General features: G+C 65.4%; 10 protein-coding genes and 1 pseudogene. 6 read left to right on the top strand and 5 right to left on the bottom strand.

Translation table 11 applies throughout. The features are described from left to right. The first annotated feature begins 90 nt into the window (after window positions 1–90). Window positions 91–1,818: pseudogene (locus AAFG16_RS35290) on the top strand (FAD-dependent oxidoreductase). 256 nt (window positions 1,819–2,074) lie between these two features. Here the strand turns inward: AAFG16_RS35290 and AAFG16_RS35285 are convergent. Further along, entirely contained in the window at window positions 2,075–5,551 is a 3,477-nt protein-coding gene (locus tag AAFG16_RS35285) for an indolepyruvate ferredoxin oxidoreductase family protein (RefSeq protein WP_342732748.1), read from the bottom strand. Between the two features lie 163 nt (window positions 5,552–5,714). Between AAFG16_RS35285 and AAFG16_RS35280 the strand changes: the two genes are divergently transcribed. The 3 genes from AAFG16_RS35280 (at window position 5,715) to AAFG16_RS35270 (ending at window position 9,368) form a co-directional block, all read left to right on the top strand. After that, window positions 5,715–6,668 (top strand): hypothetical protein, encoded by a 954-nt coding sequence (locus AAFG16_RS35280; RefSeq protein ID WP_342732746.1) that lies wholly within the window; start codon window positions 5,715–5,717, stop codon window positions 6,666–6,668. Window positions 6,669–7,006: 338 nt separating this feature from the next. After that, entirely contained in the window at window positions 7,007–7,705 is a 699-nt protein-coding gene (locus AAFG16_RS35275) for an isochorismatase family cysteine hydrolase (RefSeq protein ID WP_342732744.1), read from the top strand. Between the two features lie 10 nt (window positions 7,706–7,715). Then, a complete protein-coding gene (locus tag AAFG16_RS35270) occupies window positions 7,716–9,368 on the top strand; it encodes a regulator (protein WP_342732742.1) in 1,653 nt (550 codons plus the stop codon). Between the two features lie 77 nt (window positions 9,369–9,445). On the opposite strand, the gene AAFG16_RS35265 is transcribed toward AAFG16_RS35270, so the two are convergent. Further along, a complete protein-coding gene (locus AAFG16_RS35265) occupies window positions 9,446–10,414 on the bottom strand; it encodes an AraC family transcriptional regulator (RefSeq protein WP_342732740.1) in 969 nt (322 codons plus the stop codon). A 311-nt stretch (window positions 10,415–10,725) separates the two neighbouring features. Here AAFG16_RS35265 and AAFG16_RS35260 point away from each other — a divergent pair, with 311 nt between their 5' ends. Further along, a complete protein-coding gene (locus tag AAFG16_RS35260) occupies window positions 10,726–12,237 on the top strand; it encodes a hypothetical protein (protein ID WP_342732738.1) in 1,512 nt (503 codons plus the stop codon). Between the two features lie 235 nt (window positions 12,238–12,472). Further along, window positions 12,473–12,793 carry a hypothetical protein gene (locus tag AAFG16_RS35255; RefSeq protein WP_342732736.1) on the top strand — a complete coding sequence of 107 codons (321 nt, stop codon included), beginning with the start codon at window positions 12,473–12,475 and terminating at the stop codon, window positions 12,791–12,793. A gap of 25 nt (window positions 12,794–12,818) precedes the next feature. Here AAFG16_RS35255 and AAFG16_RS35250 read toward each other — a convergent pair whose 3' ends face one another. Genes AAFG16_RS35250 through AAFG16_RS35240 form a run of 3 tightly spaced genes read right to left on the bottom strand, consistent with a single transcriptional unit; the run spans window position 12,819 to window position 15,924 of the window. Continuing rightward, entirely contained in the window at window positions 12,819–13,643 is an 825-nt protein-coding gene (locus AAFG16_RS35250) for a carbohydrate ABC transporter permease (RefSeq protein WP_283081035.1), read from the bottom strand. Next, window positions 13,640–14,578: a sugar ABC transporter permease gene (locus tag AAFG16_RS35245; RefSeq protein ID WP_342732734.1), complete on the bottom strand. Its 939-nt coding sequence runs from the start codon at window positions 14,576–14,578 to the stop codon at window positions 13,640–13,642. The genes AAFG16_RS35250 and AAFG16_RS35245 overlap by 4 nt, the downstream gene beginning before the upstream one ends. After that, on the bottom strand, window positions 14,575–15,924 hold the full coding sequence (locus AAFG16_RS35240; RefSeq protein ID WP_342732732.1) for an extracellular solute-binding protein: 1,350 nt from the start codon (window positions 15,922–15,924) through the stop codon (window positions 14,575–14,577). Before AAFG16_RS35240 ends, AAFG16_RS35245 begins: the two co-directional genes overlap by 4 nt. Between the last annotated feature and the right edge of the window lie 30 nt (window positions 15,925–15,954).

Here is a 15,954-nt window from a genome sequence, read left to right as displayed (position 1 = left end):
GGAGAGGTGAAGCGCCGGCATCAGACTATGGCCTATCTCTGCTCGGGCGGGGTATGACGCTGTCATGCCTCGCCCTCGGACCCTTGCCGCATGATGCCGGCGCATGAGACCTACGATGTCATTGTCATCGGCGCCGGTGCCGGTGGCATGACCGCCGCGGCAGTGGCTGCCGCTGAAGGTCTGCGCGTGCTGGTGATCGAGAAGACCGCCTTCGTCGGCGGCACCACGGCGCGGTCCGGCGGCATGGTCTGGATCCCCGCCAATGCCAGGATGAAAGAGGCAGGACTCTCCGACAGCATCACGGATGCAGTTCAATATCTGTCGAGCACGGTTCCCGAGCCTGCCAATGCGGGCCTGCGCGCTGCTTTCCTGACGCGTGGCCCGGAGGCGGTCGCATGGCTCGAAGCCAATACCGAGGTGCGGCTCCAGCCCGTGAACGTCTATCCGGATTGTTATCCGGAACGATTGGGCGCAACATCAGGCGGACGCGTGCTGGAGCCGGTCGCTTTCGACGGCACACGGCTCGGCCAGGCTTTTGCGCGCCTGCGGCCGCCACTGCCGGAGTTCACGCTGTTCGGCGGGATGATGGTCGATCCGCTCGATATCCCGCATCTGCGGCGTGCCGGAAAATCGCTGCGTTCGACGTTGCGCGCTACGCGGCTGGTTTCCGCATACGCGCTGCGGCGGCTGCACAGCCCGCGCGGCACGACGCTGCATCTCGGCAACGCGCTCGCGGCGCGGCTCTACGCCTCGTTGCTGGCCCGGCAGGTCGAGATTCTGTTCAGCGCGGATGTCGAGGATTTGTCGATGCACGGCGATCGCGTCGATGGCGTCATCATCCGCCATGGCGCCCGTGATCGCCCGATCGCCGCGCGACGCGGCGTGGTGCTGGCGACCGGCGGCTTTTCGCACGACGCGACCTTGCGCAAGCGCTTTTTCCCGCCTGGGGCCGGCTTCGTCTCGGCGACCAATACATCAAGCACAGGCGATGGGCTTCGGCTCGCGGCCACGGTCGGCGCCGCGCTCAATACGGACGCGACGAGCCCGGCCTATTGGGTGCCGGCCTCGTTGTTCCGTCGCGCCGATGGCAGCCGCGGAGTCTTTCCGCACACGGCGACCGACCGCGCCAAGCCCGGCGTGATCGCGGTCAACGCCGCCGGCCGTCGCTTCGTCAACGAGGCGTTGTCGTACCATGAGTTCGTGCTCGCAATGCTGCGCGATGGCAATGGCGAGCCGGACCGGCCGTTCTATCTGATCTGCGACCGCGCGTTCTTGTGGGCCTACGGCCTCGGCCGCATCAAGCCGTTCACGCGCAGGTTGCGGCGCTATGTGGCGAACGGCGAGTTGGTCGAGGCACCTGACATCGCGCAGCTGGCGGCGAAGATCGGCATCAAGCCAACCACGCTCACGGCGACGATTGCGAGCTACAACGCCGGCGCCAAGGAAGGCCGCGATCCCGAATTCGGCCGCGGCAGCACGATCTATCAGCGTCATCTCGGCGATGCCGCTCACTAGCCCAACCCCTGCGTCGCGCCGATCCTCCGCGCGCCGTTCTTCGCGATGCGCATCTATCCGGCCGATCTCGGCACCGCCATCGGCATGAAGGTGGATCCGCAGGCCCGCGTGCTGCGCGGGGACGGCACGCCGGTCGCTGGCCTCTACGCCTGCGGCAACGACATGGGCTCGATCATGAATGGCAATTGTCCCGGGCCGGGCGTCACGCTCGGGCCGGCGCTGACGTTCGGGTACATCGCGGGACGGCATCTGGCGGAGGGGAGTGGGGCAGTCGCAGCGGGTGCGGCCGCAGCGCCGGTCTAGCCATCTCCACCGCTGTCATGCTCCGCGAAAGCGGGGCATCCAGTATTCCAGAGACGGCGAGATCAACAATAACTGCCGCGGCGTACTGGATCGCCCGCTTCGCGGGCGATGACACCAAGCATGTGGCAAGCGCACTCCACAATCTCGTCATTGCGAGCGCAGCGAAGCAATCCAGGCCGCCTCCGCGGAAAGATCCTGGATTGCTTCGTCGCTTCGCTCCTCGCAATGACGCGCGGAGAGAGCTCGCGCCTAACCCTTACTCCGCCGCCGCCGCAAAGCGGCTGTTCTCGAGCTCCGCTTCCAGCCGCGCCGCCTCGGCCGCCGCCAGCTTGACGTTGGCTTCCTTGACATGCCCGAAGCCGCGGATGCTCTCCGGCACCCTCGCGAGCCGCGCCAGCAGTGGGATCTGCTCCGCCGTCAGCCCGGCCATCCGCTGGTCGATCATCGCAACATAATCCGCGATCAGCTTCCGCTCGGTCCGGCGCTCGTCGGTGCGGCCGAACGGATCGAACGCGCCGCCGCGCAGGAATTTGAGCTTCGCCAGCACGCGGAAGGCGTGGATCATCCAGCCGCCGAACTCCTGCTTCTGAAGCCGGCCCGTCGCCTTGTCGCGCTTGGCGAAGATCGGCGGAGCGAGGTGATACTTCAGCGTGAAGTCGCCGTCGAACTTTTCGGACACCTTCTTCGCAAAGCTGCCATCGGTATAGAGGCGGGCGACCTCGTACTCGTCCTTGTAGGACATCAGCTTGAACAGGTTTTTTGCCACGGCGTCGGTCAGCTCAGTGGAGGCGGGCGAAGCTGCCGTTTCCGCCTTGCGCACCTTGGCGACGGCCGCGAGGTAGCGGTCGGCATAGGCCTTGTCCTGATAATTGGTCAGAAACTCCGCCCGGGTCGCGATGATGTCATCCAGCGATTTTGTCGGCGCGGACGCCCTGTTCTTGAACTGGAGCACGCTGCGCACCCGCGACATGTCGTGGGCGGCGAGGCGGCCCCAGGTGAAGGCGAGCTTGTTCATCTCGATTGCGGCGCCGTTGATCTCGATGGCGCGGAGCAGGGCCTGCAGCGACAGCGGGATCGCGCCCTTCTGGAACGCGAAGCCGAGCATGAAGGGATTGGTCGCGATGCTGTCGCCCATCAGCGCGGCGGCAATGCCGGTGGCGTCGATGATGTCGAGGTTCTTGTCGCCGACGGCATCGCGCAGCACGGTCTGCATCGTGCCCAGCTCGAAATCGAGATCGGGGTTTTGCACGAAGCTCGCGGTCGGCTGCAGGTCGGCGTTGATATAGGCCTTGGTCACGCCGCGCTCGGCGCGGCTGAGCGCAGTCGGGCCAGCCGAGACGATCATGTCGCAGCCGAGGATGACGTCGGCGCCGCCGGTGGTGATGCGGACCGCGGAGATGTCCTCCGGCCTCGGCGCGATGCGGACATGGCTCATCACCGCGCCGTTCTTCTGCGACAGGCCTGTAAAATCCAGCGCCGAGCAGCCGCGGCCGTCGACATGGGCGGCCATGCCGAGCAGGGCGCCGATGGTGATGACGCCGGTGCCGCCGATGCCGGTGACGAGGATGTTGTAGGGTCCGTCGAGCTCGCGCGCCGGCGGCAGCGGCAGATCGGCGAACAGCTGGCCGGAGTCCACGGCCGAGGTCTTCATCCGCTTCAGCGTGCCTCCATGCACGGTGACAAAGCTCGGGCAGAAGCCTTCGACGCAGGAAAAGTCCTTGTTGCAGTTCGACTGGTCGATCTGGCGCTTGCGGCCGAACTCGGTCTCCAGCGGTTGCACCGAGACGCAGTTGGAGGCCTGCGAGCAATCGCCGCAGCCTTCGCAGACGAGCTCGTTGATGAAGGCGCGTTTTGCCGGATCGGGATAGAGCCCGCGCTTGCGGCGACGGCGCTTTTCCGCCGCGCAGGTCTGGTCGTAGATCACGACGGTAAGACCCTTGATGTCGCGCAGCTCGCGCTGCACGGCGTCCAGTTCGCGGCGGTGATGGATGGTCGCGCCTTGCGGGAAGTAGTCACCTTGCGGATATTTGCTGGGATCGTCCGAGACGATCGCGAGCCGCTTGACGCCTTCGGCCCAGACCTGGTGCGCGATCTGCGCGACATTGAAGGCGCCTTCGGCGGGCTGGCCGCCGGTCATCGCGACGGCGTCGTTGTAGAGGATCTTGTAGGTGATGTTGATGCCGGCGGCGGAGGCGGCGCGCAATGCCAGCAGGCCGGAATGGGTATAGGTGCCGTCGCCGAGATTCTGGAAAATGTGCTTCTCGGTGGTGAACGGTGACTGGCCGATCCAGTTCACGCCCTCGGCGCCCATGTGCGAGATCAGGTCGGTGCGGCGGGTCGGCATGCTCAGGGCCATGCCGTGGCAGCCGATGCCGGCCATGGCGCGGCTGCCTTCGGGCACGCGCGTCGAGGAGTTATGCGGGCAGCCCGAGCAGAAGAACGGCGTGCGCGCGAGCTTGATCTGGGAGCTTGATGTGACGGGATTGTCGAATGCCTCGAGCCGGGCGAGGCGCTGCTCCAGCACCGGGCTGTGATGGCCGAGCTTGCGCAAGCGCGCCACCAGCGCGCCGGCGACGATGGTCGGCGTCAGCTCGCCCTCGCTCGGCAGCAGCGGTGCGCCACGCTCGTCGCGCTTGCCTGTCACGGTCGGGCGCCTGGACGCATCGATGTTGTAAAGGATGCGCATCAGCTGGTCTTCGATGAAGCCGCGCTTCTCCTCGACCACCAGCACATCTTGAAGGCCTTCGGCGAAGCGCCTTGCTCCGCTTTCCTCCAGCGGCCAGGTCAGCGCGACCTTGTAGATGCGCAAGCCCAGATCCTGCGCGTCCTTGTCGGTGATGCCGAGGTCAGCGAGCGCCTGGCGCAGATCGAGATAGGCCTTGCCGGTCGCGACGATGCCGAGCCGGGCCGGCTTCGAATCCAGAACAATGCGATCGAGCTGGTTGGCGCGGGCAAAAGCCTGCACCGCGGCCATCTTCGGGCCGAACAGGCGCCGCTCGGCCTCCAGCGGCGGATCGGGCCAGCGGATGTTGAGGCCGCCGGGCGGCATCTCGAAATCATCGGGAAGCACGATCTTGATGCGTTCGGGATCGCTGTAGATGGAGGCCGAACTCTCGACCGTCTCGCTGATCGCCTTGAAGCCGACCCAGCAGCCGGAGAAGCGCGACAGTGCAAAGCCGTAGAGACCGAGATCGAGATAGTCCTGCAGCGTTGCCGGATTGATCACGGGGATCAGCGCCGCCGCGAACACCTGCTCGCTCTGATGCGCCAGCGTCGAGGACTGGCAGCCATGGTCGTCGCCGGCCAGCGCGAGCACGCCGCCGTTGAGCGAGGTTCCGGCCGCATTGGCATGCTTGAGCGCGTCGACCGAGCGGTCGACGCCGGGACCCTTGCCGTACCAGATGCCGAACACGCCATCGACCTTGGCGCCGGGGAATAGGCCGACCTGCTGGCTGCCCCAGACCGCGGTCGCCGCCAGATCCTCGTTCAGCCCGGGGACGAAGGCGATGTCGTGCTGCTGGAGGAAAGACTTCGCGCGCCACAGCGCGTGGTCGTACATGCCGAGCGGGGAACCGCGATAGCCCGAGATGAAGCCGCCGGTGTTGAGCCCCTGGAGCCGGTCGCGTTCGCGCTGCAACATGGGCAGGCGGACCAGGGCCTGCGTGCCGGACAGGAAGATCCGCTTCGATTCGAGCCGGTATTTATCGTCCAGCTCGACCTGCATCAGCGTCATTTCAGGAGTCCTCGTGTCTCGTTCGGCGTGGGGTTTGCGCTGCGGGAGGGGTTGCGGCTGCGCGACGCGAATTGTGACAGTCAAAGGCATGGGGCCGCGAAGTCAATATCGCTGGCCGCATCCGTGGCGCTCCTGCTAGTCATGGCTTCCAGTGGAGAGCACCATGGCTGCAAACGCATTCGACACCGAGATCACCGAGACGGCCGAGGCCCTGACCGGCCCGTGGCGCCGGCCGCGCCAGATGTTGCAGGCGCAAACCTACGACGCGCATGCCTCGATCCACGACGACGCCACCGCGCAGAAGCTCGGCTTCAAGGGCGGCACCATCGAGGGTCCGACGCATTTCAGCCAGTTCGCTCCGCTCGGCGAGCGCTTGTGGGGGCGCGCTTGGTTCGAGACCGGTTGCCTCTCGGCGCATTATCGCAGCGTCTGCTACGAGGGTGAGGAGGTGCAGGCGATCCTGTCGAAGCCGCTGCCGGGGACGAGTCAGTGCCAGGTCCAGATGGTGAAGCGCGACGGCACCGAGGTACTGCGCGGCACGGCCTCGATCGGTGAGCCGCACGCCCAGACTGCGCTGGAGACGCGTCTTACGGAGCTCAAGCCGCTCACCGATCCCGTGATCCTGCGCGACGTGAAGGTGGCGCAGACAAGCAAGCGGCAGAGCGTGCGGATGGCGTTCGACCAGAACATGGGCGACCTCTATCCGTTTTCGCTGCGGCAGAAGCTCTCCGTCATCACCGAGAACTCGCCTTACTACGCGACCGCCGACAATCCGTGGCGCAGGCCCATCATTCCGATGGAGATGCTGAGTGTGTTGTTCCAGTACCGCTCCAAGGAGGATCCGCTGCTGGCCAAGGGCCCGGCGGTCGGCCTGTTCGCCGATCAGGAGATCCGCCTGGTGAAGGGCCCGCTCTTCGTCGACGAACAGTACGAGGTCGAGCGTGAGGTGGTCGCGCTCTCCGGCAGCCGCCGCACTGAGAGTGCTTGGGTGAAAACGCGGGTGTTCGATAAGGCCGGCACGATGGTCGCGACGATGTTGCTCAACATGGCGACGCTGAAGGACTCTTATGCGCCGTATGAGAATGAGTATCGGCAGCTGTATGGGGCAGGGCGGTAGGCGCTAGGCGTCGCCACATACTCTGCTCGGTCATTCCGGGGCGCGCGTAGCGCGAGCCCGGAATCCATTTCACCTCGCGTACTGCGGCCCGATGGATTCCGGGCTCGACGCTGACGCGTCGCCCCGGAATGACGGCGGAGAGTGCGTCGTGCGCCGCCCATCTCTTAAGCAAATGCACGTCGCAAAGCCGTCGCACAGGGAATAAGCAGACGTCGATCTCTGACGTAACCTTCTGACCGCACAACGAATTCGCTCGCGGCTCACGTCCTATCGCAATTGTACACAATGGCACGGCGCTTGCAGAACTCTCCGTAAAGAGAGTTCTCGCGAGGGGCGTCATGTTGAACTCACCCAAGCCGACACTGGGCGTCATCAGCGCCGAGCCCGAGCCGATCAAGCTCGACTGGTCGAGTACGGCGCTCGTCATCATCGACATGCAGCGTGACTTCATGGAGCCCGGCGGCTTTGGCGAGACGCTCGGCAATGACGTCAGCCAGCTTGCGCGCGCGGTGAAGCCGATCGGCGCGCTGCTGAAAGCTGCGCGCGACACCGGCATGCTGGTGATCCACACCCGCGAGGGCCATCTGCCCGATCTGTCCGACGCGCCGCCGGCAAAGGTCGAGCGCGGCGCGCCGTCCTTGCGCATCGGCGATCCCGGCCCGATGGGCCGCATCCTCATTCGCGGCGAAGCCGGCCACGACATCATCCCGGAACTCTATCCGCTCGACAGCGAGGTCGTGATCGACAAGCCCGGCAAGGGCGCGTTCTACGCCACCGAGCTCACCGACGTTCTGGAGAAATACGGCATCGAGAACTTGCTGGTGTGCGGCGTCACCACCGAAGTGTGCGTCAACACCACCGTGCGCGAGGCCAATGACCGCGGCTATCGCTGCGTCGTCATCTCCGACGGCTGCGCGTCCTACTTCCCCGAGTTTCACGAGATGGGCCTGAGGATGATCAAGGCCCAAGGCGGCATCTTCGGCTGGGTCGCGGACTCGGCCGCAGTCCTGGAGGCAATGAAGGTTTCGACCACATAGGGGTATTATCATGAGCACATTGACGGGGACGGCCGGCAAGTCCAGCTTCAAGCCGGCACTATGGACATCCGGCGACTGGAACGCGTTTTTCGGCTTCGGCACCAACATCCTCGTCAACATGCTGGTGCTCACGGGCCTGCTTCGCTTCGTCCTGAAGATGCCTGACAGCCTCGTGTTCGGCCGCATCCTGCCGGCGCTCGGGCTGATGATGTGCCTCTCCACCTTCTATTACGCGTATCTCGCCTATCGCCTGGCGCAGAAGACCGGCCGCAGCGACGTCTGCGCGCTTCCGTCGGGCGTCAGCGTGCCGCACATGTTCATCGTCACCTTCGTGATCATGCTGCCGATCACGCTGAAGACCGGTGATCCGCTCAAGGGCTGGTCGGCCGGCCTCGTCTGGGTGTTCTTCCAGAGCTTCATCCTGATGATCGGCGGCTTCATCGCACCGTTCATCCGCAAGATCACGCCACGCGCAGCGCTGCTCGGCACGCTCGCCGGCGTCTCCGTCACCTTCATCTCGATGCGGCCTGCGCTCGAGATGTACATGACGCCGCAGATTGGCCTCGTCTGCTTCGCCATCATCCTGGTGAGCTGGTTCGGCGGCGTGAAATATTGGCGCGGCATTCCCGCTGGTCTGGTTGCGATCGCGGCCGGCATGATCATCGCCTGGGGCTCCAACCTGTTCGGGCTCGGCCTTGGCGGATTGAGCATCGCGGGTGTTGGAGCCGCTTTCGCGAACTTCGGCTTCTCGGTGCCGATCCCGGCCGTGGGCTACGTCTTCTCCGGCTTCGAATTCCTCGGAATTATCCTGGTCACCGCCGTTCCGTTCGGCATCTACGACCTCGTCGAGGCCATGGACAATGTCGAGAGCGCGGAAGCGGCCGGCGACGAATATCCGACCACGCGCGTGTTGACCGCCGACGGCGTCGTCAGCCTGATCGGCTGCCTGATGGGCAATCCTTTCATCAACGCGGTCTATATCGGCCATCCCGGCTGGAAGGCGATGGGCGGCCGCATCGGCTATTCGGCTGCGACCGGCATCATGGTCGTGGTGCTGGCCTGGTTCGGCATCATCTCGGTGCTGCTGGCACTGGTGCCCGTCGTCGCGATCTCGCCGATCCTGCTCTACATCGGCATGCTCATCGGCGCGCAGGCATTCCAGACCACGCCGGTCAAGCACGCGCCCGCGATCGTGCTGGCGTTGACGCCGCATCTCGCCGCCTGGGCCAAGCTCCAGATCGACACCATGCTTGGCTCGACGATGACGGCTGCGGCGACGGTCGGCGGAATGGCAGCCGACAAGGCCGACGCGGTCAAGGCTGCCGCGATCGCCGCGCTGCCGCAGCAGGGCGTGTTCTATCACGGCCTGGAGGTGATGGGCGGCGGCTCCATCCTCGGCGGCCTCATCCTGGGTGCGATCGGTGTCTTCATCATCGAGCGCGATTTCGAGAAGGCCGCCGCCTTCGCGCTGGTCGGTGCCATCCTGACCTACTTCGGCTTCATGCACGGCGAAGCCGTCGGCATCGGCGGCGGCTTTGGCGTGACGCCGGCGGTCGCGCTCGCCTATGCCGTGGTGTCGGCCGGTCTGTTCGCGGCCAGCAAGCTCGGCACCAGCGAGCACTACGCCGCGCATCCGGAGATGCACGCCGCGCCGGCGGAGTAGGGAAGCGAGACATCGACTGCGGTCGGGCGGCGATGAGTTGCCCGGCCGTTTCATTTGGTCCTGCCTACTGCGGCGATTCAGCCGAGCCGGCCAATCCATTCGCGAAACAGCTCGGGGCCGGCTTCGACCACGGCTGCAAGATCGTGCAGGCGGGCGTCGCGCGCTGCGCGTGGCGAGTAGCCGAAGCGTTGCCGGAAGCTACGGCTGAAATGCGCCTGGCTCACAAAGCCGAATTCAGCGGCGATCTCTGCATTCCAGCGCTCCTCGCCCGCGTCGTCGAGCAGTACGTGGATCGCCTCGAGCCGCCGCCCGCGGATGTAATCCGCGACGCCTGCGAGCGGCTCAAAGACGCGATAGAGCACCGAGCGTGATACGCCGATCTCGCGGCAGATCGTCGCCACCGAGAGGTTGGGGTGGCCCAGATTCTGGTCGATGAAACGGCTGGCGCGATGAAGGATGCCGATGTCACGCCGCGCAAGCCCTTGCTCGCGCGGCCGCGCAGCCACGCCAAAACATCCGCGCAGCAGCCCGAGCGTTGTCTGCACCGCCTCGGACGCGTCGGTCTCGTCCATCGCCGGGAGCCTTCTCCGCAACAGCGCCATCTGATCGGCGAGCACCCGGCCGGCGGCGCCGTCAAGGACCAGCCCGTGCAGGTCGAGCCCGTCGGGCGCGGCGCTGACGATGGGATCGCGCTCGACATCCAGGCTGATGGTATCGGTCGTCGTCGCGATGCCATCGAAGGGGCGGGTCAGATCCAGAACCAGCACCTGGCCGGGGCCGGCGGAGATCGGCTCGCCCTCGACCTCGCCGCTCCAGGCGCCGCGACGGAGCAGCAGCGCGAATGAGTTGCGGCCATCGGCCTTTGCCAGTGCGGCGGAGCGCGTGAAGCGCACCGGCCCCATCCGGGTCGATGCGGCGACCAGGCCGCCGAGCAGCCACGCTTCGGCGTGGACCTGGAACGTGTCGTGGTCGGTGCCGTCGGGGAGCGACACCTCATAATGCGTGAGAATCGCGCGGTAGCGGTCGAGGCGCTCGCCGGCGGGCAATTCCGCGCTGTCAAAGCGCAGATACGGAATTTTGGTCATGCCAGGCCGCTCCCTCGGGCAGTTGGTCTGCAAATTGGGACGAACAGGCAAGTTTCCGCACCGCCGAACCGCAGTCTTCGGACATGAATATTCATATTATTGCGCGCGGGCTAGACCTGTGTGTTTGCCGGCCCGCGCAATTTGCAATGACGTGAAGGTGAGCGATGAGCGAGCAGGGGATTGCGTTTGCGTTAAAGCCGGCTGAGGGCCGGATCGTCGAGAGAAAGACGCTGGCCGCGAGGACGGCCGCGCGTTGCGGGTGCAATCGGCCCTTGCTCGGGAATCTCGCGGCTGCGGCAATCGCGCTCGCCGTCGCCTGGCTGGATGCCCCATCCGCGCGGGCGCAGTTCGTCTGCGTCGATGCCAGCAACAGCGCCGCCGGTGCAACCGCAGGCTCGTTTTCGAGCGTCGCTTGCGGAGCCAATGCGAGCGCGACGACCGAGGGTGCCGCATACGGCGCTTCGAGCGCTGCCGGTTCGGAGGCCTCGGCCTTTGGTGCCGGAAGCCTCGCCGCAGGCGGCATGAGCACGGCGCTGGGCTATCACAGCTATGCGGGCGGCTTCTGGAGCACGGCGACCGGCGCCTCCAGTTCGGCCAGCGGCGCCAACGCTTCGGCTTTCGGCTACCAGAGCTCCGCGTTAGGCTTTGCCGGCACGGCGATCGGCTACCAGGCGGCCGCTGGCGCCTTTGCCAGTACGGCCGTAGGCTATGGAGCGGCAGCAGGCGGCATTGCCAGCACCGCGGTTGGCAACGCCAGTCGGGCGTTCGCCGACAACGCCTTGGCGATAGGTGCCAGCGCCAACGTTTATGCCGCGGGCACGAACGGCACGGCGGTCGGCTACAATATCGGGGTGAATGGAGCCAACAGCGCCGCGGTTGGCGCCAGCAACAGCGTCACCGGCAACAACAGCGGCGCGTTCGGCACCGGGCAGACCGTCCGCGGCAATGGCAGCTACGCTATCGGTGATCCGAATATTCTGAACGGTAATGGCAGCTTCGTGCTGGGCGACAACAACACGATCAACGGCACCAACCAGACCGGCTGGGGCGACAGCGTCAACGTGGTCGGCTCCAACAATGCCGTGGCCGGCACGGCGAGTGCTGCCGGCTCCTCTGTGTTCGGCTCCGGCAACGCCGTCAATGCGCCCAATGCGCTGGTGATGGCGAACACGGCGACCGTCAGCGGATCGGGCGGCATTGCGATCGGCAACACCGTGTCGGTTGCCGGCGCCAACGCGGTCGCCGTCGGTAACAACACCAGCGCCGGTTTCGCCAACTCGTCCGCCTTCGGCAACGGCGCCACGGTGACGCGCGCCAACCAGCAGACGTTCGGCACGGCAAGCAATACCTACACCATGGCCGGCATCACCTCGTCCGCAAGCAAGGCCGCGCAAAGCGGCGCGACACAGCTCGTGACGGCCGACGGTGCCGGCAATCTCGCAACGACCACCCTCGGCGCCCTAGGCATAGCCTCGACGGCCGATCTCGGCGCCATCAATGGCCAGCTCGCCACCATCAACGGGCGGCTCGACGACCTCAATAGCCGCACCAACAAGGCGACCAGCGGCGTCGCCATGGCGTTTGCCATGGCCGGTGTACCGACGCTGCTGCCGAACGAGAGCTTTGCCATGACGATGAACTACGGGACCTTCGAGCGAGCCAACGGTCTCGCGTTCAACGCGGCACTTCGCCTCAATGGCAACATGCAGTTCAATGGCGGCATCGGCTACGGGCCGGACGAGAAAGTCGCCGGCGGGCGCGTCGGCCTGCGCATGGGCTGGTGAGCGCATGATCGTATCCTCGCGATTGGCCGCGTGCCTTCTCTTCGTCGCGGCTTGCGCGCCCGTGCGAGCGGAGACGCAGCCATCGCCTTCCGGCTTCGCGGATCGTTGGGCGGTTCAGCCAGCCACAGCACCGACAAAGCAGGGCGGGCCTCAGGTCGCCATCGAGCAGGCGCTCTATCTGATCCGCTCCTCGCTCCTGACGTTGAATGATGCCAATCGCTCGGGCAACTATTCGGTGTTGCGCGACCTTGCCGCGCCTGAATTCCAGGCCAGAAACAGTGCGGCCGACCTCGCGCTCGCCTTCTCCGACCTGCGGTCGCGCAAGTTCGACCTGTTTGGAGCGGCGCTTCTCGCGCCGCGATTGTCGGTGCCGCCCAGCGTCAATGCCAACGGCATGCTGCGGCTGAGCGGCAATATTCCGACGAGACCATTGCAGATCGATTTCGATTTGCTGTTTCAGAACGTCGGCGGCAGTTGGAGGCTCTATGGACTTTCGGTCGCCACGCCCGCCGCTGCTCAACCCGTCCCGCCGCAGGCAGATGCCTCAAAGCGGTAGTCCGAACTGCCGTGAGGGCGGGCGATCACCCGCCCTTGACGGCCCCCGCCGTCAGCCCGGCGACGATCTGCCGCTGCGCCAGCACCGTCAGCAGCAGCACCGGGAAGGTGACGATCAGCGCGGCGGCGGCCAGTGGGCCCCAGCTCAGCTGGTCGAACGAGATCATGTTGTAGACCGCGACCGGCAGGGTGCGTGTCTCGCGCCCGGCCAGCACGATGCCGAACACAAAATTGTTCCAGGAGAAGATCACCGCGAGAATGAAGGCGACCGCGATTCCGGGCTTGGCGATCGGCAGCGCGACGTGGCGGAACACCTGCCAGCGGCCGGCACCATCGATGAGGGCCGCTTCTTCCAACTCCATCGGAGTCGTCTCGAAATAGCCGATCATGATCCAGATCACGATCGGCACGGTCACGACGAGATGGATGATGATCTGCGGTACCAGCGTGCCGAGCAGACCGAGCCACTGGAACAGCAGGAACAGCGGGATCAGATAGGACAGGCCCGGCGTGATGCGGGCGATCAGGATCACGACCGCGGATTTATGCGCGGCCATGCGCGCAATGCCGTAGCCGGCGGGGACACCGACGAGCAGCGCCAGCACGGTCGAGCTGCCGGTAACGATCAGGCTGTTCATGAAGTAGGTCAGGAAGCGGTTGGAAGCGAGCACGTCGGCATAGTTCTTCCAGGCGATGCGATCCGGAAAGAACACCGGCGGGTAGGCGGCATTGTCGACCTCGAACTTGAGCGACAGCGAGATCATCCAGAGGAAGAACAGGATCGCCGGCGAGACGATGACGAACACGGAGAGCCACAGGCCGATTTTGCCGATGATCTGACGAGGTGTCATGCGCCGCTCGCGATTTCGGTCCACAGCATGCGCTGGCGGGCGTAGAGCATCACCGCCGCGAGCAGGACAATCAGCAGGAAGAACACGACCGCGATTGCCGAGCCGTAGCCGAGGTCGTAATAGGTGAAGGCGACGCTGTAGAGATAGATGTTGATCGTCTCCGACGCCGAGCCCGGTCCGCCCTGCGTGATCGCGAAGATGATGTCGAAACTCTTCACCGCGTCGATCATGCGGATCATGCCGGCGATGAACAGGAACGGCATGATCAATGGCAGCGTGATGAAGCGGAACACCTGCCAGAAGCTGGCGCCGTCGATCTGCGCGCTCTCGTAAGGCTCGGTCGGGATTGCGGCGAGGCCGCCGAGCACGATCAGCATCACCAGCGGCGTCCATTGCCAGGTCTCGACCAGGACCAGCGAGGGAATCACGGTTGCGGGGTGGAAGACCCAGAGCTGCGCGGGGATGCCGACCAGCGACAACAGGTAGTTCAGCACGCCGAGCTGCGGGTGGAACATCATGGTCCACACCAGCGCGATCGCCACCGGCGTCGCCATCATCGGCATGATGAAGACGCCGCGCAAAAATCCGCGGCCGGCGAAGTTCTGGTGAAACACCACGGCCGAGAGCGTGCCGAGGATCAGCGGCAGCGCCACCGACAGCACGGTGTAGACCAGCGTGTGACCGACCGCCTCGAGAAAACGCGGATCGTTCGTGAGCCGCAGATAGTTGGAGAACCCGACGAAGGTGGTGGGCGAGCCGACCTTCCACTCGTTCAGGCTCATCCAGATGGTGAAGACCCACGGGAAGATGATGATGGCGAGCACGACGACCAGTGCCGGCACCACGAACGGCCAGTAGGACGGCGGCCGCAGCTCCTTCTCCGGCGCGGCATCGGACCGTGCCGCGGCCGGAGTCGATTGTGTCAACGCGCTCACGCCTTTTCGCTGCGCTCCAGGATCGGCCGGAACTGATCGTGAGCCTTCTTCAACTCGGCTGCGGGATCGGCTCCGGAGAGTGTCGAGGTGAGCGCCGCGCCGACGAGATCGCGGAACTCGGCGACCGGAATCACGACGGGGAGGCCGAGCTTGCTGATCTTGGCGGAATCGATCACCGATTGCAGCCATTCCTTGGGCATCTTCACGCCGCTCTGGACCTCGGTGTCGTTCAGGATCGAGTTACGGAACGGCACGCCGCCGCCGGCCTGCAACAGCCGTGCGCCCTGCTTCTTCGAGACCACCCATTGGCAGAGCAGATAGGCAGCTTCCTTGTTCTTGCTCGCCGCGGCAATGCCGATGCCGTCGCCATAGGTGGCCGAATATTGCCCCTTCGGTCCGGCCGGCACGACGGTGTAGCCGACCTTGCCGACGACGCGCGAGGCGGCGGGGTCCTCCAGCGGCGGCGCCCAGCCGACGCCATCGATCCACATCGCCGAACGTCCTTGCGTGAACGAGGCCATCGACTCCATCCAGTTGAAGCCGGCGACACCGGGTGGGGCGACCTTGGTCAGCAGCGTCTGATAGAGCTTCGTCGCCGCGATCGCTTCCGGGCCGTCGGTCAGGATGTTGCCCTTGGCGTCGAGGAATTCGCCGCCATAGTTGAGGAAGAAGTTGGTCCACAATGTCATGTTGGCGTTGCGCAGGCCCCGTCCGACGAAGCCGTAGGTGCCTTCCTTGGTGTCGGTCAGTTTTTCGGCCGCCGCGACCATCTCGTCGAGGGTCTTGGGGACGGCGACGCCCTTCTTCTGGAACAGCTCCTTGTTGTAGTAGAGGATGAAGTAATCGACCGACCAGGGCAGAGACAGCATCTGGCCCTTGTCGTTCTTGGCGTATTGCAGGCCGGCGGCCGAGAAATCGCTCTCGACGAGATCCGGGGCCGTCAGCGTCGGATCCTTCATGAAGGGCGTCATGTCGGTGAGCCAGCCGGCTTTCTCGAACTGCCGCTTCTGGACGTGATAGCTGAGATGGACGACGTCGAAGCTCGGCCGGCCCGAGGTCAGCTCGATCACGACCTTCTGCCGCTGCTGCTGCTCGGGGATCTGTTCGGATTCCACCTGGATGCCGGTGAGCTCGGTGAACTCCTTGATGTTTTTTTGCAGGTTGTCGCCGCGCGGACCCTTGGCGAGGATCACCTCCAGCTTGGTCCCGGCATACTTCTTCCAGTTGACCTCGGCGCGCGCCGGGAGCCCGGTCAGGCTGAGCGCGCCAGCCGCGGCGGTGCCCGTCAACAGCGTGCGGCGCGAGATATTCTGGTTGGCCACGTCGAATCCCTCCCTTTGATTCATTTTCTTTGGGAGAGATACTAACGGCCGTGC

The sequence above is a fragment of the Bradyrhizobium sp. B117 genome, assembly GCF_038969555.1.
Lineage (GTDB): Bacteria > Pseudomonadota > Alphaproteobacteria > Rhizobiales > Xanthobacteraceae > Bradyrhizobium.
This window is presented reverse-complemented; position numbering and strand designations above follow the sequence as displayed.

Coding starts and splice junctions, on each gene's coding strand:
- AAFG16_RS35250 (WP_283081035.1), bottom strand. CDS start 13,643: ATGACACCTCGTCAGATCATCGGCAAAATCGGCCTGTGGCTCTCCGTG.
- AAFG16_RS35275 (WP_342732744.1), top strand. CDS start 7,007: ATGTTGAACTCACCCAAGCCGACACTGGGCGTCATCAGCGCCGAGCCC.
- AAFG16_RS35280 (WP_342732746.1), top strand. CDS start 5,715: ATGGCTGCAAACGCATTCGACACCGAGATCACCGAGACGGCCGAGGCC.
- AAFG16_RS35285 (WP_342732748.1), bottom strand. CDS start 5,551: ATGACGCTGATGCAGGTCGAGCTGGACGATAAATACCGGCTCGAATCG.
- AAFG16_RS35240 (WP_342732732.1), bottom strand. CDS start 15,924: ATGAATCAAAGGGAGGGATTCGACGTGGCCAACCAGAATATCTCGCGC.
- AAFG16_RS35270 (WP_342732742.1), top strand. CDS start 7,716: ATGAGCACATTGACGGGGACGGCCGGCAAGTCCAGCTTCAAGCCGGCA.